The sequence below is a fragment of the Streptomyces sp. NPDC017943 genome, assembly GCF_044328425.1.
GTDB classification, from domain to species: Bacteria; Actinomycetota; Actinomycetes; order Streptomycetales; family Streptomycetaceae; genus Streptomyces; species Streptomyces djakartensis_A.
In genome coordinates, this window is sequence record NZ_JBIRHH010000002.1 from 137,556 (window position 1) to 160,521 (window position 22,966).

At 73.3% G+C, this 22,966-nt stretch carries 15 protein-coding genes; 12 read left to right on the forward strand and 3 right to left on the reverse strand.

The window, feature by feature from the left end:
• Positions 1-75: 75 nt before the first annotated feature.
• Entirely contained in the window at positions 76-945 is an 870-nt protein-coding gene (locus ACH4C6_RS05605) for a GyrI-like domain-containing protein (protein ID WP_398107220.1), read from the forward strand.
• Between the two features lie 81 nt (positions 946-1,026).
• On the opposite strand, the gene ACH4C6_RS05610 is transcribed toward ACH4C6_RS05605, so the two are convergent.
• Positions 1,027-1,245, reverse strand: coding sequence for a hypothetical protein (locus ACH4C6_RS05610; RefSeq protein WP_398107221.1), 219 nt, complete (start codon positions 1,243-1,245; stop codon positions 1,027-1,029).
• Positions 1,246-1,549: 304 nt separating this feature from the next.
• On the opposite strand from ACH4C6_RS05610, the gene ACH4C6_RS05615 reads away from it, so the two are divergent.
• Entirely contained in the window at positions 1,550-4,591 is a 3,042-nt protein-coding gene (locus ACH4C6_RS05615) for a family 16 glycoside hydrolase (RefSeq protein WP_398107222.1), read from the forward strand.
• A gap of 93 nt (positions 4,592-4,684) precedes the next feature.
• On the forward strand, positions 4,685-5,086 hold the full coding sequence (locus tag ACH4C6_RS05620) for a thiol-disulfide oxidoreductase DCC family protein (RefSeq protein WP_398107223.1): 402 nt from the start codon (positions 4,685-4,687) through the stop codon (positions 5,084-5,086).
• Between the two features lie 47 nt (positions 5,087-5,133).
• On the opposite strand, the gene ACH4C6_RS05625 is transcribed toward ACH4C6_RS05620, so the two are convergent.
• Complete coding sequence (locus ACH4C6_RS05625) at positions 5,134-6,318, reverse strand: mannose-binding protein (RefSeq protein WP_398107224.1); 1,185 nt, start codon at positions 6,316-6,318, stop codon at positions 5,134-5,136.
• A gap of 504 nt (positions 6,319-6,822) precedes the next feature.
• On the opposite strand from ACH4C6_RS05625, the gene ACH4C6_RS05630 reads away from it, so the two are divergent.
• From ACH4C6_RS05630 to ACH4C6_RS05645, 4 genes are all read left to right on the forward strand, one after another.
• Complete coding sequence (locus ACH4C6_RS05630; RefSeq protein ID WP_398107225.1) at positions 6,823-7,533, forward strand: type VII secretion system-associated protein; 711 nt, start codon at positions 6,823-6,825, stop codon at positions 7,531-7,533.
• Positions 7,530-8,762: a ricin-type beta-trefoil lectin domain protein gene (locus tag ACH4C6_RS05635; RefSeq protein WP_398107226.1), complete on the forward strand. Its 1,233-nt coding sequence runs from the start codon at positions 7,530-7,532 to the stop codon at positions 8,760-8,762. The genes ACH4C6_RS05630 and ACH4C6_RS05635 overlap by 4 nt, the downstream gene beginning before the upstream one ends.
• A 145-nt stretch (positions 8,763-8,907) precedes the next feature.
• On the forward strand, positions 8,908-12,225 hold the full coding sequence (locus ACH4C6_RS05640) for a right-handed parallel beta-helix repeat-containing protein (protein WP_398107227.1): 3,318 nt from the start codon (positions 8,908-8,910) through the stop codon (positions 12,223-12,225).
• Positions 12,222-13,469, forward strand: a complete 1,248-nt coding sequence (locus tag ACH4C6_RS05645) for a S8 family serine peptidase (RefSeq protein WP_398107228.1) — start codon at positions 12,222-12,224, stop codon at positions 13,467-13,469. Before ACH4C6_RS05640 ends, ACH4C6_RS05645 begins: the two co-directional genes overlap by 4 nt.
• Before the next feature lie 77 nt (positions 13,470-13,546).
• On the opposite strand, the gene eccCa is transcribed toward ACH4C6_RS05645, so the two are convergent.
• Positions 13,547-17,560 (reverse strand): type VII secretion protein EccCa, encoded by a 4,014-nt coding sequence (eccCa, locus tag ACH4C6_RS05650; protein ID WP_398107229.1) that lies wholly within the window; start codon positions 17,558-17,560, stop codon positions 13,547-13,549.
• A 454-nt stretch (positions 17,561-18,014) separates the two neighbouring features.
• On the opposite strand from eccCa, the gene eccD reads away from it, so the two are divergent.
• From eccD to ACH4C6_RS05675, 5 genes are all read left to right on the forward strand, one after another.
• Complete coding sequence (gene eccD / locus ACH4C6_RS05655) at positions 18,015-19,415, forward strand: type VII secretion integral membrane protein EccD (RefSeq protein ID WP_398107230.1); 1,401 nt, start codon at positions 18,015-18,017, stop codon at positions 19,413-19,415.
• Positions 19,416-19,459: 44 nt separating this feature from the next.
• Positions 19,460-21,034, forward strand: coding sequence for a type VII secretion protein EccB (gene eccB, locus ACH4C6_RS05660; RefSeq protein ID WP_398107231.1), 1,575 nt, complete (start codon positions 19,460-19,462; stop codon positions 21,032-21,034).
• 533 nt (positions 21,035-21,567) lie between these two features.
• A complete protein-coding gene (locus ACH4C6_RS05665; protein WP_398107232.1) occupies positions 21,568-21,903 on the forward strand; it encodes a hypothetical protein in 336 nt (111 codons plus the stop codon).
• Between the two features lie 88 nt (positions 21,904-21,991).
• Positions 21,992-22,300: a WXG100 family type VII secretion target gene (locus ACH4C6_RS05670; RefSeq protein WP_398107233.1), complete on the forward strand. Its 309-nt coding sequence runs from the start codon at positions 21,992-21,994 to the stop codon at positions 22,298-22,300.
• A 105-nt stretch (positions 22,301-22,405) separates the two neighbouring features.
• Entirely contained in the window at positions 22,406-22,876 is a 471-nt protein-coding gene (locus tag ACH4C6_RS05675) for a type VII secretion system-associated protein (protein ID WP_398107234.1), read from the forward strand.
• Positions 22,877-22,966 lie beyond the last annotated feature (90 nt).

A 22,966-nucleotide genomic window follows, 5' to 3' on the forward strand; every position in this document is an offset into this window, starting at 1 on the left:
CCGATCGAACCCGTCCTCGGCGATCAGGCGCGGGCCCCCTGCCCGCTGCCAAGGTGGGAGGCGAAAGGAGGCCGCATGATCTCGGCACTCAACCAGCTCGTCGACCTCGTCGAGGAGCACCTCTCCGAGGAACTCGACGTCGGCCGGCTGGCCGGGTCGCTCGGCACCACCGAGTACCACCTGCGCCGGATGTTCTCGTCGCTGGCCGGCATGCCGCTGTCGGAGTACGTGCGGCGGCGGCGCATGACGCTGGCCGCCGCCGAGGTGGTCCGGGGCGAGGGCGACCTGCTGGGCATCGCCGTCCGGTACGGCTACGGCTCGGGCGAGGCGTTCGGCCGCGCGTTCCGGGCGGTCCACGGCGCGGGCCCCGGCGACGTACGCCGAGACGGAGGCCCCCTGCGCACACAACCGCAGCTCAGGTTCCGCCTGACCGTCGAAGGGAGTACCCCCATGGACACCCGCCTCGTCGACCGCCCCGCGTTCCGTCTGGTCGGACACGCCGTCCGTGTCCCGCTCATCCACCGCGGCGTCAACCCGCACATCCAGGAGCACATCGCCTCACTGCCGCTGTCGGAGCACCAGCGGCTGAAGGACCTCGGCAACACGGTGCCCGAGGGCTTGTTGCAGGTCAGCGACGACGTCGATCCCGACGGCCGGGAGGGCACCGAGCTGACCTACCTGCACGGAGTCGCCGTCAGCGGGGACACACCGGTGCCGGAGGGGCTCGACGTCATCGAGGTGCCGGCCGGCAGGTGGGCGGTCTTCCGCACCAGCGGGCCGCATCCGCAGGCCCTGCAGTCGACCTGGGCGGCCACCGCCACCGAGTGGTTCCCCTCCAACCCGTGGCGACTGCGACCGGGTCCCTCGGCCGTCTCCGTCCTCGACCGTACGGACGACTTCACCACCGCCACCTGCGAGTTGTGGCTTCCCGTCGAGCCGGGGTGACACCCGTGCGGGCACCGCAGGCGCAAGGCGTCACGATCACCACGGGTCAGCACCGAACCTCGGGCCGCATCGCCCGGCAGTTCAGAACAGCCGCCCCTGCGTGACCTGCCGAGCAGGGCGCGCGTCGGGCCGGCCCGTCCCCGCGCGCGCCGGCACGGGCTCCTCGCCGAACAGGGGCGCCGTACCGCACTCGTCCAGCTCGGCCGGAATCCACGTGTCCGCCTCCGGGCGCGGCGGCGCCTCACGGTCGAAGTCGTCCGGGGTCATGCACACCCAGTCGCGGCCGCCTTCTTCGGTCACGTGTCGTCACCGCCTCTCCCCCGGGCCCACTCCCGGAACGCTTCCCGGGTCCCAGTGCACCCTCTCATGATCAGTTCCACCGTCGCGGGTTTCTGAACACCCCGGTCCCGCGGCGGCGGAAGCACCATGGTGGTGACGGCTCGTCAAGTGGCGCGTGCGGTCCGGCCGGACCACTTTGAACACATCGATGACAAAGTCTGGACATGACAAGCGAAAGTCTCTTACCTTTGCGGCGCAACCGCGCTCCACCCCGTGAACGACCGGAACGATCCGGCACGGTCCGGTCCCCAGCACAGGAGGACCAATGCGCCAACGACCCTTCCCACGAGCCCGAAGACACTTCCTCGCGCTGCTCGCGTCCACCGTCCTCGCCGGCGGCGCCCTCGCCGTCCCGGCAGTCGCGGCGGATCCCGCCCCGGCGGTCACCGAGCCCCCGCCGGCGGCCGCCGCCGACATCCCGCCGCAGGAGCCGGGCGTCACACTGCGCGTCTACGACGTCCAGACACCGCTCGGCAAGCTGTGCACCCTCAAGCCGGGGCAGACGCCCAACCACGACAAGCTGATGCCCACGATCGACTGGTCCACGGCTGCCGACTTCGGCGGGTTCGAGGACCGGTTCGTCTCGGAGGCGACCGGTTACCTGGTCGCCCCGCGCGACGGGTCGTACGTGTTCCGGCTCACCAGCGACGACGGCTCCCGCCTCTCGCTCGACGGGTCCACGGTGATCGACCACGACGGACTGCACGGCGCCGAACCGAAGGACGGCACCGTCCACCTCACCGCCGGACCGCACCCCCTGCGCGTGGACCACTTCGAACGCGACGGCGGGCAGCAGGTGCAGCTGTCCTGGAAACCGCCGGGGGAGAGCGAGTTCACCGTCGTGCCGCGCGAGGCGCTGAGCACCGACGCCGGTGTGGTCCGGGTGACGGCGCCCGGACGCAAGGAGTGCGAGGCGGGCGGCGACTCCCCGGGCGACGGGCTGCCCCTCACCTCCGTGCGCCCCGACCTCGACCTCACCGATCTGCGTCCGGAGGGTTTCGAACCCCAGGTCAGCGGCATGGACTGGCTGCCCGACGGACGGCTGGCCATCAGCACCTGGGGCGGCAGTGACAACGTTGCCGGTGAGGTGTACCTGCTCGGCAACGTCACGGGCCGGACCAGCCGCGACAAGGTCACCGTCAAGAAGGTCGCCGAGGGCCTGCGCGAGCCCATGGGCATCAAGTACGTCGACGGGTCCCTGTACGTCTCGCAGAAGCACGAGCTGACACGGTTGGTGGACGACGACGGCGACGACGTCACCGACACCTACCGCACGGTCGCGACCTGGCCCTACGGGGGCAACTTCCACGAGTTCGCGTTCGGCCTGCTGTACCGCGACGGCTACTTCTACGTGAACCTGTCCGTCGCCATCGACTACGGCGGCGCGACCACCACCCCACAGCCGGCCCCCGACCGCGGGACCACGTACCGGATCAGCAAGAAGACGGGCCGGATCAGCCCGGTCGCGGGTGGGCTGCGCACACCGAACGGGATCGGATGGGGCCCGGAGGGCGGCCTGTTCACCACCGACAACCAGGGCGGCTGGCTCCCCTCCTCGAAGCTGGTCCAGATCGAACAGGGCCGCTTCTTCAACCACTACACCGAGCCCGCCGGGCCCTTCGAGTCCTCCCCCGTCACCGCGCCGGTGCTGTGGCTGCCGCAGAACGAGATCGCCAACTCGCCCTCGACACCGCTGTACCTGAAGAAGGGGCCGTTCGCGGGCCAGATGCTGATCGGCGACGTCACCTACGGCGGCCTCCAGCGCGCCTACCTGGAGAAGGTCAAGGGCCAGTACCAGGGCGCGGTCTTCCGCTACACCCAGGGCCTGGAGGCCGGCGTCAACCGCCTCACCCTCGGACCCGACGGCGCCCTCTACGCCGGCGGGCTCGGCGCCGACGGCAACTGGGGCCAGGAGGGCAAACTCCGCTTCGGACTGCAGAAGCTGACACCCAACGGCGGCAACACCTTCGACATCAAGGCCATGCGCGCCGTCCCGGGCGGCTTCGATCTGACGTACACCCAGCCGGTGTCCGAGCAGACCGCCGCACAGCTCGCCGCGCGCTACCGGATCGAGCAGTGGCGCTACACCCCGACCAAGGACTACGGCGGCCCGAAGATCGCCGAGGAGCAGCTGGCCGTGCGCTCGGCGACGCTCTCCGGCGACCGCCGGACCGTCCGGCTGCGCACCGACGGGCTCAAGCCCGGACACGTGGTGCACGTGCGTTCCCCGCGCCCCTTCACCTCGGCCTCCGGGGAGGCCCTGTGGAGCACCGAGGCCTGGTACACGCTCAACGCCCTGCCCGGGAAGCAGCCGCCGGCCGCCACCCTGTACGAGGCGGAGGAGGCCCGGCTGACCGGCGCGGCCGGGATCAACACCGACTACTCCGGCTACTCGGGCAGCGGCTTCGTCGACCGGTATGCCACCGAGGGCAAGGCCGCCACGACATTCGACGTGACCGTCCCCAGGAGCGGCACGTACGACGTGAACCTCCGCTACTCCAACGGCCCGAACCCGTTCGCAGGCACCAAGTCCCTGTCCCTGTACGCCGACGACAGGAAGGTCCGGCAGACCCTGCTGCCGTCCACCGGGGACTGGGACTCCTGGTCCACCCGGACCGAGCAGGTGAAGCTGCGCGCCGGCCGCAACGCCCTCTCCTACCGGATCGACGCCGGTGACACCGGCCATGTGAACCTCGACCTGATCACCGTGCGTCCGCACGGCGCCGAGGTGACGCTCTTCGACGGAACCGCCGGGTCGCAGGCGCAGTGGCAGCACACGGACGGGCGCAAGGCGGCCTGGCCGCTGAGCGAGGAGAAGTCGATGGAGGTGTGCTGCGGCGACCTCCGCAGCAAGGACGCCTACCAGGACTTCGCCCTGCACGTGGAGTTCCGCGTGCCCCTCCTCCCACCGGACGTCACCGGCCAGGACCGGGGGAACAGCGGCATCTTCCTCCAGGACCGCTACGAACTGCAGATCCTCGACTCCTACGGCGACACCTCGCCGGCCGACAACGAGGCCGGTGCCATCTACCTGAAGAAGGCACCCGACAGCAACAGGGCGACCGCGCCGGAGACGTGGCAGACCTACGACGTCGTCTTCCGTGCGGCCCGCTTCGACGAGGAGGGCAGAAAGACCGCCGACGCCCGGGTGACGGTCGTGTGGAACGGCAGGAAGGTCCACGACGACCTCGTGCTCGACGGGCCGACCGCCTCCGGCCGGGCCGAGACGCCCGCGGCGGGAGCGATACGCCTGCAGGACCACGGCAACAAGGTTCGTTTCCGCAACATCCAGGTGCGTCCCTTGTAGTGCGTCCTGTGTGGCCCCCCGCGGTGTGCCGTCGCCGGCGGCCGTCCGCGGGGCGGCCGACGGCCCGTCCCCCGGGTGAGGGACGATGGAGGGGTGCGAAGGCAACCAGTACTGATCTTCGACGGGGACTGCGGCTTCTGCACCTCGTCCGTGGGTGTCGTCCAGCGCCTGGTGCGGCCCCGCTGCGAGGTCGTGGCCTGGCAGCAGGCGGATCTCGGCGCGCTCGGCGTCACCGCGGAGCGCGCCCGCCACGAGGCCCTGTGGGTGACGCCCACCGGGCGGGTGTACGGCGGTGCCCAGGCGGTGGCGAAGACCCTGCTCAGCGCCGGTGGAGCGTGGCCCGTCGCGGGAGCCGTCCTCACCCTGCCGCCCGTGCGGTGGGTCGCCCACGGCGTCTACCGTCTCGTGGCCCGGAACCGCATGCGGCTGCCGGGCGGGACGGCGGCGTGCGCGGTGCCCGGAGCGAAGGCGCGGCCGGCCGCGCCCCGGACGTAGCACCGCGTCGCCGTCGACTCCGGCGGCAGGGGTCGGGACCGGGTGGGTCAGGTCGACCAGATGACTCCGCCGTTGTGCACGATGACCACCTTGGCGTCCGCGCGCAGCACCAACTGCGCGCCCTCGTGGCCATGGGTGCGGGCGGCCCAGATGGGACGGTCGTCACCGTTGTGGATGACGAGGTTGCCGTCCTGCTGGAAGATCGCCCGGTGGTTCTCGCCGAAGGTCATCGACGCCCAGATGGGCTTGCCCTTCTCGTTGTAGACGACGAGGTTGCCGTCGGTCTGCATGATCATGCGGATGCGGTTGGTGGTCCAGGCCTGGTTCACCTCCAGGACGCTGACCGCCGAGACGGTCGCGGTGCCCCAGTCGGGCTTGGGCGCGGCCTTCGGCTTCGGTTTCGGCTTGGGCGCGGACTTCTTCGTGGGCGAGCTGCTCGGGCTCGGCTTCGGCGGGGCCGCCACCGGCTGGGGCGCGGCCGCCACCGGGGCGGCGCTCTTCCGCGGCTTCTTCCTGGGCGACGCACTGGGCTTCTCGGCCACGTAGTCGTCCAGGGCGGCGGGGGCCGACTCCGGCTTCAGGACCGTGTCCGCGTCGCCGGCCGTCACCGTCCTGGACGCGTTGCGGCCGTCGTCGTCGTTCCCGCCGCCGGTCAGCAGCAGCGGTACGGCCACCAGCACGGCGCCGAGGACCGCTGCTCCCGCGAGGACGGGTTTGCGGGGCCGGCCCGTCTGGACGCCGGTGCCGGACGCGGGGGCGGGATGCACCGCGGTGGCGGCAGCGGCCACGCCGATGCGCGTGACGGGAGCCTCTGGTGCCGCCGACGCCTGGGACGCCGTGGCTTCCGGTGCGGAAGCGGCGGTCTCCGGCGCGGCGGTGCCCGTCCGGGGTTCCGCGGCCGGGTCCGGCGCGGCGGGGGCCGCAGTGCCCTCGGGCTCGGCTTCGGGAGCGGTGGGAGCGGCCAGTCGCCCGGCAGGTGCGGCACCGGGCTCGGCCGTACCCGACTCGGCTGTGCCCGGTTCGGTCGTGCCCGACTCAGCCGTACGCGTGTCGGTCGTACCCGACTCGGCCATGCCCGGTTCGGTGGTGGCCGGCTTCTCCTCGGGCGCGGTGGCACGGCCCGGGCCCTCGGCCGTCGGTGCGGACGTGCCGGACGGGGAGCCGGTCTCCTCTCCGCCGGGGCCGGCGGCCCTCTCCGCTCGCGCGCCAGGGGTGTGGTGCTGGGGGGACATGCGGTTACTCCTCCTCGGTGGCGGAGCTCTCGGTGATGGGCGGGGCCGCGCGGCGGCCGAACGCGGTCAACGCCGCGCCGCCGGGCGCGGGTTCGGCAGTGCCACGCCTCGGTGAGCCTTCGGCTCGTCCGCGTCGCCGAGCATGCACGACACCTCGGCACCCCGGAACGCAGCACGCCTGCGGTCGGACGTCCCGGCAGGACCGAACCGTACGTCGACGAGTCCGACGACAAAGCCAACTTAACGCGTCCCCGGGACGACGACCCCGCCACCGCTGCAACACCCGGAGTCGCTTTGTCCGTTGGCGTCTCGCTGCTCCCGGAACGTTCTCCACCCGGGCAGCAAACGGGCACGCCACAGGCCCATACGGAGCTTGCTCGGGCACCTACGGACCAGGCCGGTGTGGCATCCTGAGGACCCCGGCCGATCGGTGTCGGCGTGTGTCCGTGCCGTTCGGCACTCGACTACCCAAGTATGCGTAGGGACCCAAGAGTTCAGGTGGAGATGCGGCCCCGAGAACGGCAAGCGGCCCTGCCGGGCGCCCTGCCCGAGACACCTGACACACCCGAGACGATCAAGACACCCGAGACACCCGAGATACCCGACGCCGTGCGCGCCGCGGCCCGTCGGGCCCCGGGGCACTGGATCGGTGTGGTGGACCCCGACTGGGCGCCTGAGCGGACGCCGCCGGAGTGGGCGGTGCTCGGGGAATGGCGGTCGGACGACAGCGGGGACGTCACCGAGTTCCGCGCCAACCCCGCCTACCGGCCCTCGGCGAGGATGCTCGGCTGGCCGGAGCCCACGGATCCGGTGGACGCCGCGGCGCAGCGGGCCGCCACCGGATACGGCCCGGTGGACGACGCCCTGGCGGCACTCGCCGCAGCGGAGGTCGCCGTCGTGCGCGGGCCGGACGGCGGGCCGCTCGTCGCCGCCGGGCGGGACGGGGCGCCGGTGGTGCTGTTGTTCACCTCACCGGCGCACGCGTTCATGTCCTCGGCACTTCACCACGACACCCTGTCGGTGGAGGAGCTGACACCTTCCCTGCCCGGCCCCGGCACCGTGCTACTGGTCAACGCCGGGGCGGCGGCGCCGCTACTGGTCCCGGCTGACAGCGTCCCCGGATCCGGAGCCGGTACGGGGGACGGGGCCGGCCCCGTGTTCCCGGGTGACGGCTTACAGGAACCCTGGCCCCACACCACAGGGAGGACCCCGTGACGCGACCGGCCCAGCAACCCCCCACCACCCCGGACGCCCCCGCGCAGGCCCGCCCCGAGAGCGAGGCCGCCCCCGCCACGACCACCGCCACCGGGTCGGCCCCCGAGCGGGAGACGCCGGAAGCCGGCACGGGGACGACGGCGACGGCGGCGGCCGGGGCACCGACCACCGGACCACTCCCGCCGGACGAGAAGGGCGAGGTGGCGTCGCAGGGCGAAGAGGCGTCCTCCACAGCGGTGAAGGCGACCGGTCACGGGAGCGGAACCCCCACCGGCGCCACGACCGCAACGGCCCCCGCCGCCCTGGCCGGGAGCGACGCCGACCCCGAGGCCGCCGCGGTGGCCGAGAGCCGGCTGCCCGCCCTCGTACGGACCATGTCCCGCACCGCGATCGACCGGCCGCAGCCCCAGGCGGTTGCCGTCGGGCGGCCCGGCAAAGCGGTCCTGGCCGGAGCGGCGATCGTCGGCGCGCTGCTGGTGTCGGTGCCGTTCCTCGTGCTCGGCGGTAACGACGACGGTGGCGAGCGCAAGCAGGCGGCCGGTGCGGGCACCGTGCTCGGCGACGACGGCCAGGAGGCGCCCGGTGAGTTCGTGGCGGCCTCGCCCGGCGACAGGCCCTCCCGCGCACCGGAGAAGCCGACCGCCGAGCCCGGGAAGCCGGCGACCCGGGTCACCCCCGGTGCGGGCACCGACGAGCACGACGGCGACAAGGCGCCGAAGACGCCGAAGAAGGACTCCGGGGCGAAGGCCGAGCCCGAGGCACCGGCCGACAGCGGGCGGGACGGCGCGGACCGGTCCGGCGGCGGCAAGGACCGGCCCGCCAAGGCCGGTTCGGGCGTCAGCCTCGGCTCCCCCGTCTCGCTGCACAGCCACCTCTCCGGCCGCTGCGTCGACGTAGCCGACGGCGACTTCAGCGACGGCAAGCAGCTGTGGGTGTGGGACTGCAACGGCAGCCCCGCGCAGAAGTGGCAGTTCGCCTCGGACGGCACCGTGCGCATCGGCGGCAAGTGCCTGGACGTGGCCGGGGCCGACTACGGCGACGGCACCCCCATCCAGATCGCCTGGTGCAACGGCAACGCCGCGCAGCAGTTCACGCTGAACGGCAGCCACGACCTGGTCAACACGGTGGTCGGCAAGTGCGTCGACGTCAAGGACAACAACCGGGGCAACGGGGCCGGGCTGCAGCTGTGGACCTGCGCCGGTACCGACAACCAGAAGTGGAGCGTCTGACCGGACAGGCAGCGGAGCGACGTACCGCTCCGGGAGACTCGCCTCGCGCAGGGGCGAGGCATCATGACCCCGTCGGCCCGCCGACACGCGCCCCCGTCGAGCGGGGCGCACGCTGAAGACCACGCCACGGCAAGGAGGTTGGTGCGTGTCGCGCCAGGTACTGACGGTCGGCCCGGGAGACGGGGACCGCTACCGGACGATCGGTGAGGCGCTCTCGGCTGCCCGGACCGGCGCGATCATCAGCGTCCGGCCCGGGACCTACGCGGAGAACCTGGTGATCCACACCCGGGTCACCCTCACCGCGGCCGAGGGACGGGGCACCGTGGAGATCAGGCCGCGCTCGGGCAGCGTGCTCGCGTTGCGCGCCGACGCGGTGATGCTCTCCGAACTGACCCTGCGCGGCGGCGACGCCGAGGAACCGGCCGTGGACGTGCGGCGCGGGCAGGCCGCGCTGGACGGCTGTGAGATCGTCGGCGCCGCGTGGACCGCGCTGCTCGCCGGAGGCACCGGCTCGCTCGCCCTGCGGGACTGCCGGGTGAGCAATGGGCAGGGGGCGGGCGTCGTGGTCACCTCGACCACGCCCACCACGGTGGAGTCCTGCACCTTCGAGCACCTGGGGACCAGCGGCCTGGTCCTCGCCGAGCAGGGCGAGGCACGTGTGCGGGGCTGCACCGTGCGCGACGCCCGCGGCAACGGCCTGCTCGCCAACGGTGAGTCGCGCGGCACCGTCGAGGACTGCGACCTCTCCTCCACCGACAAGCCCTCCCTGGCCCTGGAGCAGAACTGCTCCCTCTCGGTCGTCCGCACCGTCGTGCACGACACCAGCACCGGCGTGCACCTGAGCAGCGCGGGCCGTACGACGCTGGAGGACGTACGGGTCACGGGCGCCTCCGGGAACGGGATCACGCTGGCCGCCGGGACCGACCCGGTGCTGCGGCGCTGCCGGGTCTCCCGTACCCGCGGCCACGGTGTGCTGGTCACCGACCGGGCCCGGGGCACCTTCGAGGACTGCTGGGTGGACGGCGCCGGGGGTGCGGCCCTGCGGGTCGCCGGGGCGGCATCGCCGGCCCTCACCGGCTTCACCGTCCGCGACTGCGAGGAGACGGGTCTGCTGCTGGAGGAGGACTCGGCACCGGAACTGGACCGCCTCGAAGTGATCGGCGGAGCACCGGCGGTCCTGGTGCGCGGCGGCGCCAACCCGCTGCTGCGCCGGGCCCGGCTGGTGGAGCCGTCCGGCGACGGGGTGACGGCCGTCAAGGACGCCCGCGGGCGGGCCGAGGACTGCGAGATACTCCGGCCGAAGGGCGCGGGGGTGCGCGTCGCCTCGGGCAGCACCCTGTACCTGGCGGGCGGCGGGGTGTCCGACGCCGCCGCCGGCGGCCTGGCCGTCGAGGACGGCGGGAACGTCACCGTCCGCGACTTCCGCGTCGAGGTGTCCGGCGAGGACGGTGTGGTGGTGGCCGCCGGCGGCGAGCTGACCGCCAACCGCACCGCGGTGCACGCCGCCCAGGGGCACGGCTTCCTGCTGCGGGAGGGGGCGCTGGCGTCCCTGAGCGGCTGCGAGGCGACCGGCGGAGCGCAGGACGGCTTCCGGGTGGAGTCCACGGCGCCCGTCTCGCTGGTGAACTGCCTGGCCCGGGAGAACGAGGGGGGCGGCCTGGTGCAGACGGCCCCCGGTGAACGGCTCGCCGTGGAGGGCCTGAACAGTACCGGCAACGGCAAGCGGGACGCCTGGGGCACCGGGAACGCCGAGAACACCGATCCGGCGGGCTCCGGCGCGGCGGACGCACCCCCACCGGATCGCGCCGACGGGCCGCTCGGCGCCCTCAACGCGCTGATCGGTCTGGAGAACGTCAAGCAGCAGGTGCGCACCCTGGTCAACCTGACGCAGCTCGCCCAGCGCCGGGAGAAGCTGGGCATGCCCGCCCCGCCGATGAGCCGCCACCTGGTCTTCGCCGGGCCGCCCGGCACCGGCAAGACGACCGTGGCCCGGCTCTACGGCTCCATCCTGGCCGAGCTGGGGTCGCTGCGCAGCGGGCACCTGGTGGAGGTGTCCCGTGCCGACCTGGTCGCGCAGGTCGTCGGCGGGACCGCGATCAAGACCACCGAGACCTTCCAACGGGCCCTCGGCGGCGTGCTGTTCATCGACGAGGCGTACACGCTCACCTCGGACAGCGGCAACGGCGGCGCGGACTTCGGTCGTGAGGCGGTGGACACGCTGCTGAAACTGATGGAGGACCATCGCGACGACGTGGTGGTCGTGGCCGCGGGCTACTCCCGCGAGATGGAGTCCTTCCTCACCTTCAACCCCGGCCTGGCCTCGCGCTTCTCGCGCACGGTCGAGTTCGAGAACTACTCGGTGCCCGAACTGGTCGCGATCATGGAGAACATGTGTGCCCAGCATCAGTACCAGCTGGGCGAGGGCACCGCGCAGGCGCTGGCCGCGCACTTCGAGGCGATGCCGCGGGACGCCGGTTTCGGCAACGGCCGTGCGGCACGCGGTGTGTTCGAGGAGATGGTGGACCGGCAGGCGGTCCGGCTCGCCTCCCAGCAGCAGGTCAGTGAGCACGATCTGCGGCTGCTGCTGCCGGAGGACGTCTCGGCGACGGCCGCCGCCGCGGCGAGCGACCCGTCCCCGGCCGGGGACGACCCGCTGACCCGCCTCGGCGACATGATCGGGCTGGCCGAGGTCAAGCGGGACGTGGCGGACCTCGTCAATCTCATCACCACCGCCCGTCACCGGGCGGCCGCCGGACTGCCGGTTCCCTCGCTCAGCCACCACCTGGTGTTCACCGGCCCGCCCGGCACCGGCAAGACGACGGTGGCCCGCCTCTACGGCGAGATCCTCTCCCAGCTCGGCATCCTCGAGCGGGGCCAGCTGGTCGAGGCGGCCCGCGCCGATCTCGTCGGGCGGTACATCGGCCACACCGCGCAGCTCACCCGTGAGGTCTTCGAACGGGCCCGCGGCGGCGTGCTGTTCATCGACGAGGCCTACACCCTCACCCCGCGCGGCGAGGGCAACGACTTCGGCCAGGAGGCGGTGGACACCCTGCTGAAGCTGATGGAGGACCACCGTGACGAGGTGGTCGTCATCGTCGCCGGCTACACCGACGAGATGGAACGCTTCCTGGCCTCGAACCCGGGGTTGTCCTCGCGGTTCCCGCGGCGGGTCGCCTTCGCCGACTACTCCTCCGAGGAACTGGTCACCATCGTGCGCACGCAGGCCGCGGACATGGGCTACGAGTGCGGTCCCGGCACCGGGCCGCTGCTCAAGGAGTACTTCGACGCCCTGCCCCGGGACCGCTCCTTCGGCAACGCGCGGCTGGCCCGCCAGATGGTGGAGTCGATGGTCACCCGGCAGGCCGGGCGGCTCAGTTCGCTGGCCGCGCCCACCCTCGACGACCTGCGCATCCTCCTGCCGGAGGACGTCACCGCCGCGACCGCGAAGGCGGCTCCCCGATGAAGGCCCACGTCCGTGCCGCCTCCCGCCTGCTGTCCGGTGCCGGCCTGGCCGCCGCGCTGCTGCTGCCCCCGGCCGGCAGCGCGCTCGCGGCGCAGCCGCCCCTGCACCCCGCGGCCGACGGGAAGGGGCAGCAGCTGCCCGGCATGCCCTCCGCGCTCGATCCGGACGCCGGGCAGGAGGCCTGCACCCCCGCCTCCGACGCGACGGCGAAGAAGCAGGACTGGTCCCGTCAGCGGCTGGACCTCGAACGGGTGCACCGGCACAGCACCGGCGCCGGGGTGACCGTCGCCCTGATCGACACCGGGGTCGACCCCGAGGCCGCCGGGCTGGACGGACGGGTCACCGCCCAGGGCGCGGCCGGCGACGACTGCGTGGGACACGGCACCTTCCTCGCCGGGCTCGTCGCGGGCACCGGCGGGACGACGCCGGGTCTCGCGGGTGTCGCGCCCGGCGCGAGGATCCTCGCGCTGCGGGGCACCGACACGTACGGCCGGGCGGAGTCCACGCTGGTGGTGGACGCGCTGCGCGCGGCTGTCGCCGCGCGGGCCGACGTGATCGCGGTGGGGGTCGCCCTGCCCCGCCGCGACCCCGCGCTGAGCCGCGCGGTGGCCGACGCCCGCGAGGCCGGTGCGGTGGTGGTCGCGGCCGCCACCCCGGACCCGCCGTCCCGCGGCGGCGGCGAGGAGACCCCGGCGCGCACCTACTATCCGGCCGGGGAGCCGGGTGTCCTGTCCGTCGCCGACATGCTGCCCAGCGGGGCCCGCCCGGAGGGTTCCCCGCGCACCGGCGGCATCGATCTGGCCGCCCCCGGCGCGGGTGTGGTGTCCGGCGGCCCGCGCGGCGACGGCCACTACCTCGGCGGCGGCGCCGCCGTGGCGACGGCCTACGCCGCCGGGGCCGCGGCGGTGGTGCGCGCCGCCCACCCCGACGCCTCCCCCGCGGCCGTCACCCGCCGTCTGACCGCCACCGCCTACCCGGCCGACATCCCCCAGCTGGACCCGTACGCCGCCGTCACCACCGTCCTGGAGGGCTCCCCCGGGACGGCTCGGGCGGAGGGCGGGTCCACGCCCGTGGCCGTGCGGGACACGTCCGCGGCGGAGGGTGTCACCCACCGCGCCACGCTGTTCGTCCTCGTCGGCTCCGCCGGCGTCCTGTGCGTCCTGTGGGCCGCCTTCGCCTACCCGCGCGCCCGCGCCCGGGGCTGGCGCCCGGCGGAGGCGGGCACCGGGACGGATCAGCGGTGAGCTGACGTCGGGGCCCGCGCGCGGTCACCGACGGAACGGGAGCGGGGGCCACTCAGGTGGCCCCCGCTCCCGTTCCGTCAGGCGTCCGGCTCCCGGTCCCCCTCCACCAGTGCCGTCTGCATCAGGCGCTCGCGGCGGCGGGCGATGTGCAGGGCGCGGCCCGGGGGGAGGTTGCGCGGTTTGGCGTTGCCGAACAGGCGGCCCTCGGTGGGCGGGCAGGACAGCAGGACGGCGGGGTTGTTGGCCTCGTCGAGGCGGCGCAGCAGGCCGTCGCCCAGGCCGCGGCCGGCCCCCATGGCACTGCGCGCGACCACCAGGTGCAGACCCATCTCGAAGCCGAGTGTGAGGTGCTCGAAGAGCGGCTCGAAGGGGCTCTGGAAGGAGTTGGTGGAGACCATGTCGTAGTCGTCGACGAGGATGAACAGGCGCGGGCCGGTCCACCAGTCGCATCGGCGCATGCGCGCCGGTGCGATGTCGGCGCCCGGGACGCGGGTCTTCATGGCGCGGGCGGCGCCCTCGACCGTCTCCTTGAGGTTGTCCAGGGAGATGACGTGCCCGATGCGGTACTCCTCGGGGACGGTGTCCACGAGCGTGCGGCGGTAGTCGACCACGATGATCTTCGCCTCGCTGGGGGCGTAGCGGGCGGTGATGCCCGCGGAGACGCGGCGCAGCAGGTTCGTCTTGCCGCTCTCGGTGTCACCGACCACGATCAGGTGCGGGGTGCGGCTGAAATCGTGCCAGACCGGTTCCAGGGCGTCCTGGTCGATGCCGAGCGGGAGGCGCATGCCGCCGCCCTCGGTGGCCTCGGGGGCGGGCAGTTCCGCGAGCGGGAGCCGGTGCGGCAGCATGCGGACCTGGGGGGCGGACGGGCCCGTCCAGTGACGTGACACCTCGGACACCAGGTGGGCGACCCCGTCGCCGAGGTCGTCCAGGGAGCCGCTGCCGTCCAGGCGCGGCAGACCGGCCAGGAAGTGCATCTTGGTGTCGGCCGTGATGCCGCGGCCCCCGCTGCGCGGCACCGAACGGGCCTTGCGGGTGTCGACCTCGGAGTCCATGGGGTCGCCCATGCGCAGTTCGAGTCGGGTGGCGGCCTGGTCGCGGACCTGGGCGGACAGTTCCACCCAGCGGGTGGTGGTGATCAGCAGGTGGATGCCGTAGTTCAGGCCGCGGGCGGCGAGTTCGTTGAACTTCGGGATCAGGTCGTCGTAGTCCTGGCGGACGGTGGACCAGCCGTCGACCACCATGAAGACGTCGCCGAAGGGTTCGTCGGGGAACTCACCGGCGGCCCGGCGGCGGCGGTAGGACTGCATCGAGTCGAGGGTGTGGTCGACGAAGAACTGCTCGCGGCGGGCCAGCAGCGTCATCACCTCGGCGACCGCTCGGTGCACGCGCTCGGGGTTGAGCCGCGCAGCGACGCCGCCGACGTGCGGCAGGCCGGCCAGCTGGGAGAGGCCGCCGCCGCCGAAGTCGAGGCAGTAGAACTGGACTTCGGCCGGGGTGTGGGTGAGGGCGAGGGCCCCGATCAGGGTGCGGACGAGGGTGGACTTGCCGCTCTGCGAACCGCCGGCGACGGCGACGTGCCCGCCGGCCCCGGACAGGTCCACGACCAGCGGGTCGCGGCGCTGCTCGAAGGGCTTGTCCACCAGGCCGACCGGGACGCGCAGCCTGCCGGTGCCCGGCCAGCCGGCGGCGGTGAGGCCGCGCTCGGGGTCGGGGGCGATGCCGGGCAGCAGGGCGTCGAGCGGGGACGGCTCGTCCAGCGGGGGCAGCCACACCTGGTGGGCGGCCGGGCCGGAGTCGCGCAGCCGGTCGAGCGCCACGGCGAGGAGGGTCTCCTCCTCGCCGGTCTCCTCGGTCTCGGGCTCCGGCTCGGGTGCCGCCTCCAGGGTGCGCGGCACGACCCAGCCACTGGTCCACGGCACGACCTGGCTGGCCACCCGGGCCTGCACCACGGCGCCGGTGCGGCGGTGGTAGGTGCCGGAGGAGTAGGCCGCGCGGAAGCGCGTCAGTGCCTCCACGCCGGACTTCAGGTAGCCGCTGCCGGGCTGGGCGGGCAGCTGGTAGGCGTCCGGCACCCCGAGCACGCCGCGGCTCTCCATGGCGGAGAAGGTGCGCAGGCCGATGCGGTACGACAGGTGGCTCTCCAGCTGGTGCATGCGGCCCTCGTCCAGACGCTGCGAGGCCAGCAGCAGGTGCACCCCGAGGGAGCGGCCGAGGCGGCCGATCATGACGAAGAGGTCCATGAACTCGCGGTGGGCGGAGAGCAGTTCGCTGAACTCGTCGACCACGACGAACAGGCTGGGCAGGGGGGTGAGCCCGGCTCCGGCGGCGCGGGCCCGCTCGTACTCCAGGGCGGAGGTGTAGTTCCCGGCGGCCCGCAGCAGTTCCTGGCGGCGCATGAGTTCGCCGTGCAGGGCGTCCTGCATGCGTTCGACGAGGGCGACTTCGTCGGCGAGGTTGGTGATGACGGCGGAGGTGTGTGGGAGTTCCTCCAGGCCGAGGAAGGTGGCGCCGCCCTTGAAGTCGACGAGGACGAAGTTGAGCGTCTCCGAGGAGTTGGTCAGGGCCAGGCCGAGGACGAGGGTGCGCAGCAGTTCGCTCTTGCCGGAGCCGGTGGCGCCGATGAGCATGCCGTGCGGTCCCATGCCGCCCTGCGCGGACTCCTTGATGTCGAGTTCCACGGGGCGGCCGTCCACGCCGACCGCGACGGGTACCCGGAGCCGGGCGGAGCCGGTGTGCCGGGCGAAGAGGGTCTGCGGGTCGTGGCGGTGCAGGTCGGGGATGCCGAGCAGGGTGGTCAGCTCGACGTCGGAGTCCAGGGGCTGGGCGATGTCGGTGCCGAGGCTGATGCGGCGGGCGGTGAGGAGCCGGGCCAGGGACTCCGCGCCGAGCGGGCCGAGCCGGTCGGGGCGGCCGAGCGGCACGGAGCGTTCCTTGCGGCTGCGGTCGGTGCGCACCAGGTTCACCCGGTCCGGCCCGACGGTCAGCCGCAGGGTGTTGCGGCCGGGACGCCAGCGCAGGGCACCGGAGACGTCGAGGACCACCGCGTTGCGGTAGCCGTGCCCTTCCCAGCGGTGCCCCTCGGGGACGGTGACGCCGTCGAGGACGACGACCGTGTAGGGCTCGTCGCGTCCGGGGCGGGCGTCGGGGTCGAAGCCGGGGCGCTCGGCGAACTCGGCCCCGAGCAGGTCGTCCAGTTCCGTGAGGTCGGCGGTGATCCGGCGGACCTGGCCCGCGCCGTCCTCCTCGTGCGGGTGCAGGGCGTGCGGCAGCCACTTGGCCCACTCCCAGTCGGCCCGGCGCTCGTCGCTGACGCAGACCGCGAGCCACAGCTCCTCGGGGGCGTGGAACACCGCGAGCTGACCGAGTGCGGCGCGCACCAGGGAGCGGACGGCGTCATGTCCGGTATCCCCGGCCGGGGAGGCGGCCGGGGAGGCGGTCGGCGCCGGCCGGGCGGACGGGTCGTCGGGGCTCTCCTCGGGGCGCAGCAGGATCCGGGCGGAGGAGCGCAGGTAGAGGCCGAGGGGCTGGTCGGGGATGGTGGAGTAGGCGCGGATGAAGCGGCGCAGCGCGTGCGCGCAGAGGGGTTCGAGGTCCTCCACGGGCCGGGTGGAGACCGGCTGGAGGGTGAGGGCGAGCTGCTGCTCGCCGACCGCGAGGCGGACCTCGCCGAAGTCCTCGTCGGCGGGCCGTCGTTCCCACAGGCGGGAGGTGCGGGCCAGGGAGCGCAGCGAGGCCGGCTCCGGGTGGCGCCAGGCGAGGGCCCGCTGCTGTTCGACGATGGTGGCCCGGACGCGCTTGCGGATCTGCGCCAGGTAGCGGAGGTAGTCGCGGCGTTCGCCCCTGAGGCGTTGCTTGCGCTCGCTGGAGCGGCGCATCAGCTGGCCCAGGAGCATGGCTCCGGCCGACAGCGCCATGACGCCCATCGCCAGGTAGATGAAGACCCCGTTGCCGCCACCGGGGCGCAGGAACATCAGCATCATCGACACCGACATCAGCGCCATCGGCAGATAGGTCCATATCGCCGAGGTGTCCGGAACCGTCTCGGCGAGGACCGGGGGTTCCTGGAGGGTCAATTGCCCTTCGGGCATCTCCGGTCCGCGTCTGCGGGCAGGCCGGCGAAACAGCACCACGCTCAAGGGACGAAACCTCCGGGTTCGCTGGACTTTCCGGCCCGCACCGAATACCCGCCATGCGTGGTGGCGGGAAGTGTCCCACCGGGTGGACGCGCGTGGTCCCGGGCAACGGCGATATCCGGGGCGGTCGTGTTCCGGGCGGTGGGGGCGGGCAACTCCTGTGCCGATCTGCTCCGTACCGGGCGTGTCCGATCCGCAGCACAATCCGGCGGGCGTCGGCAGTAGTCTGCATTCACCGCACGCCACCTGTCCACGCGAGAGGGGTGGTTACCGGACGCTCGGCGACAATTCCAGTGCTCTGGCCCGTCGTTGGTGGCCGCATATACCGTGCGTACTCTTCATCCGTTCCCCCATTCCCGGGGGCACGTCTCCCTGTCACCCACCCCCACGGAAGACGAGAGTTCAGCTGATGACCGACAGCGCGGTGGCCGAACTGTGCCGCCTGACCGTACGCGCGCCGAGCGTCTCCGTCGATCTGGCCGTGCCCGCCGATGTGCCGGTCGCCGATCTGCTGCCCACCCTGCTGCGCTATGTCGGCGAGGAGGCCGAGGAGGCCGGTCTCGACCACGCCGGCTGGGTGCTCCAGCGGCTCGGTGACGCCCCGCTCGACGAGGAGACCACGCTCGCCCGCTCCGGACTCACCGACGGGGACGTGCTCTACCTGCGTCCCCACACCGAGGCGCTGCCGGAGGCCAGGCTCGACGACCTGGTCGACGGGATAGCCGACACGGCGGGCCGGCGGCTGCACAACTGGCACCCGGGCGCGGCGCGCGGCCTGCTGGTGGGCACCGCGGTGGCCACCGTCCTGACCGCGCTGCTGCTGGTGTTCTGGCCCGGGGTGAACTCCTCGTCGCGGCCCGCGTACGCGGGGGTGACCGGGTTGCTGCTGCTCGCCGGGGCGGGTACGGCCAGCCGCGCGGTCGGGGACCGGCTCTCGGCCAGTGCGCTGGGCCTGCTGGTGGCGCCCTGTCTGGCGCTGGCCGGCTGGGTGCTGCCCGGCGGCGACCTGACGGGGCCGGACGCCGCACAGGTCGTGGGTGCGCGGCTGCTGGCGGCGGGCGCCGCGGGCGCGGGCGGGGCCGTGCTGGCGCTGGCCGCCACCGCGGTCGGTGCTCCGGCGCTGGTGGCCACGGCGGTGGTGTCGGTGGCCGCCGCGGTCGCCGGGGCGCTGATCGGTTACAGCGGTCTGGACGTGCCGGCCACGGCGGCGCTGGTGGCGACGGTGGTCGCGCTGGGCGCCGGGGCGGTGGCGCCCTTCGCCTTCAAGCTGGCGGGGATGCGGATGCCGGCGCTGCCGTCGTCGGCGAGCCAGCTCCAGGAGGGCATCGAGCCGTACGCGGGCGCCGAGGTCGCCGAGCGCACGGAACTGGCCGGGCGCTGGGTCACCGCGCTGTTCGCCGCCACCGGCGTCGTCTGCGCGACCGCGCTGGCCGTGCTCGCCGAACGTCCGGACCTGCCCGAGGTGCTGACCTGCCTGGCGCTGAGCCTGCTGCTGCTCCTGCACTGCCGGGGCCTGGTGCACATCGCCCAGCGGCTGACCCTGGCGGTCCCCGGGGTGTGGGGTCTGCTGCTGCTGGCCCGCGCCTGGGCGGTCGACAGCGGCAGCGGCGGGCGCACGGTGGTCTGCGCGGTCCTGCTCGCCGCGGCGGCGGGCCTGGTGGTGGCGGCCTGGGTCGTGCCCGGCCGCCGCGTCCTGCCGTACTGGGGCCGGGCTGCGGAGCTGGCGCACACCGGCTTCGCGGTGGCGCTGCTGCCGCTCGCCCTGTGGGTGGCGGGCCTGTTCGGCTGGCTGCGCGGCCTGTTCGGCTGAGCGTTCGCGAAGCCGGTCCATCGAGTACGAGGTGAGGAGAGGCTGTGCAGTCCAAACGCGACCAGGTACAAGCCCACGGATTCATGATGGGCAGGCTCAGCTCGGGCCTGCTGACGGCCGACCCGGACGCCCCGGAGAGCCCGCTGGGACGCACCACGCGCGGTGTGGTCTTCGGCGTGCTGGTCACCGTCCTGGTCGGTGCGGGCGCCACCGTCTACGGTCTGCTGCGCCCCGGCGGCAACGACGGCTGGCGCGACGGCGAGCACCTGGTGGTCAACCGCGACACCGGCGCCCGCTATCTGTGGACCGGCACCGACGGGGTGCTGCACCCGGTGCGCAACTACGCGTCGGCGCGGCTGATCGGCGGGCCCGACCTGGAGACGGACGACGTGGGCACCGCTTCGCTGCGCGACACCCCGGTGGGCGCGCCCGTCGGCATCCCCGGCGCCCCGGACACCGTGCCGGACCCGGGTCGGCTGGACGACGGCGCCTGGCACATGTGCGTCACCGGCCCGCAGGGGGCGCTGCCCAGCACCTCCGGCGCCACGGCCGACACCGGCGTGGACGAGCCGGGGGCCACCACGGTGGTCGCCGGGGCACCCGTGGATTCCCAGGGGGTGGGCGGGGACCGCGCGGTACTGGTGCGCGGCCCGGACGGCACCGAGTACCTGGTGTGGCGGGGCAGCAGGCTGCCGCTGGACCGCGCCTCCGACGCGCGCAACGCCCTCGGGTACGGCTCGGAACGGCCGATGCGGGTCTCCGCGGCCTTCCTGGACGCGCTGGCCCCCGGGCCCGCCCTGAAGCCGCCCGACGTGCCCGGACGCGGCGAGGAGGGTCCCGAGCTCGGCGGTGAGGCCGGCCGTGTCGGCCAGCTGTTCAAGGTGAGCGTGCCCGGGGGCGGCAGCACCTACCACCTGCTCCGCAAGGACGGCCTGGTACCGCTGACACGGCTGGGAGCCGCTCTGGTGCTGGGCGACCCGGCCACCCAGAAGGAGGCCTACCAGGGGAAGTCGCCCGAGGTGCGCACGGTGGGCGCCGACATCCTGCGCGAACACCGGGCGCGGAACGCCGGCCCGGCCGGATCCGCCCAGCTGCCGGACGCGCCGCCGACCGTGCAGTCCACACCGCGGGGATCGGCACTGTGCGCCAAGGTGGACGGCGGGGACGGCGGCGCCCGGATCAGCTCCGTGCTGGCGCCGTTGGCCGCGCTCGCCCCGGTGGCTGTGCCGCAGGGCGCCGGCGAGCCGGTGGAACCGGCCTGTGCCCCGCCGGACGCCGCGGTCGTCCGCCCCGGGCACGGCGCCCTGGTCAGGGCGCTGCACGCCAGCGGCGCGGCCCACGCGGGCACCACCTACCTCGTGGCGGACAACGGTGTGAAGTACCGGGTCACCTCCAAGGAGGCGCTGTCCGCGCTCGGTTACGGGGCCGGGGACGTCGACTCGGTGCCGGCACCCCTGCTCGCGTCCTTCCCGACCGGCGCGGATCTGGACCCGGCCGCCGCCTCGGGCGCCGCCGAGGTGAGGGTCACGGCCCCCGCGTGCGGCCCCGCCGCGGCGGAGCGCAAGGGCGCCGGGGGCGGGACGGCGGACAAGCCCGACACAGTCCGCACCGCGCAGTGATCCGGACAAGGAACACGTTCGGACCGAACAAAGGGAAAAGGGGCGGCAGCGGGGGCGAATTCCAGCCGAATTGATTCCGGACGGCGTACGGCCGGCGCCGCCGACGGCCGGGGCGGAACTCGGGAAAACGCCGATGCCCGGCCCCGCGGCCGCCGGAAGTCGGCGCGATGAATTGCCGGTGTCCGGCGCGCCACCTCAAATGAAGCTCAAGAATTCCCGGGAGACGATGCCTGGAATGACCGCGGCCCACGCGGACATTCCAGGAAACGAGCCGCCGCGGTGACCGTTTGCGCCCCTCCCGTGCCCGCTTCGTGCCCGCTTCCGCGAATGTGCCGCCGGGTACTCGCCCACCGGTGCGGCGGATACCTTCACCCTGCCGAAACCCCCCGGCAACTCCACTGGTATGTAGGGTCCTTGGTGAGCCGGACCGAAGCTCAAAACCATTCCTGCACGCGTTGCGCGGAACGCGGGGTTCTCTCTAGCCTCAGCGGGCAACCAGGCGACAGGACTTGCTCGAACGAAGGGAGCGCGACATGGCGGACAGTGCCGCGAGGAAAGCGGATTACGCCAAGGGCTTGGGGGGCGTCTCGTCCCTGGAGTCGGCCCGGAGCCAGGTCGAGAAGATCCAGAACAACGTGGCCGAGCTGGCCGCGCGTTCGGGCGTCGGCGGTGACGAGGGGCAGGCCCTCCTCAAGCTCTTCCGGAGCTGGAACGCCGAGGCGCAGAAGGTCGTCGTCCAGATCAGCAAGATGGTCGACGCGCTCCAGGAGAACGTGACCTCCGCCAACCGTCTGGCGCAGGAGAACCAGGACCTGACCGAGGTCCTCAACAGCAAGACCACCCAGGGCGTCTTCGAAGCACTGCGCTGACTTCCCCCCTTCCGGCATCGGCCCTCGTGGCGTGGCCGGACCCCGTGAGCCTTCCGGGCCTGGCGCCCGGCCCCCGAGAGGAGACGTCATGGCCGACGGCATCATCGACGTGCAGTACCCCGTGGTCCAGCGGGCCATCGAGGATCTGAAGGACCAGACCCAGCAGATCATCAACACGCTCAACACCCTCGAGGACGAGCTGAAGCCGCTCGTCGGCTCCTGGGAGGGTTCCGACCGGCAGATGTACGTCCAGGTCCAGGCGGAGTGGGACCAGGCCACCAAGAACATGGCCATGCTGCTCGGCGACAGCGGTCAGCTGATCCAGAGCATCCACGACAACCACTCCCGCGACGAGCGCCGCAGCGCCGACAACTGGGGCAACGTCCGGGCCAGGTAGCACCCTCGGCCCCTCACCGGTACGGCCGTCCGCGCGCCGGCGCCGGCGGACCGTACCGGTGCCGCTCGTCACCCCGTCCGGTACCAAGCCGCAGGAGGACGTCCCATGGCCGGTGACAAGGCCGACGTCAAGCACTTCGACCTCAAGCAGATGGAGAACTTCCGCGACAACGAGGTGCAGCCGGTGTACACCGCCGCCAAGAAGCACCGCGAGGAGGGCGACGGGTCACACATCCGCCCGCTCGGCCAGCTCATCGACGGGCACACCACCCCGGACAACCTCGCCCAGGACAAGCAGCTGCTGCGCATCGGCAAGATGGTCACCGAACCGCTGGTGTCGGGCCCCAAGCTCATCGAGGACGTGCGCGCCGCGGCGGAGTCGATCGACAAGCTGCTCGGCGACCAGATGGAGTTGTTCAAGGAGCTCAAGGAGGCCCTCGGCGACACCATCGACGAGGCCAACAAGACGAAGGACAAGAACCTCAGCGCCATCGACGCGCAGACGCTGCTCATGACCTTCGAAGAGGTCGACTCCCTGACCGCCGGCAGCTCCGGCGGGAACAACGACGACACCTGACCCCGCGCCGCACGTGCCGGCCCGGCCGCGGAGCGGCCGGCACACCCGCACCGCGGCACCCGGCTGCTGATGGCATGAGAACGCCGTGCA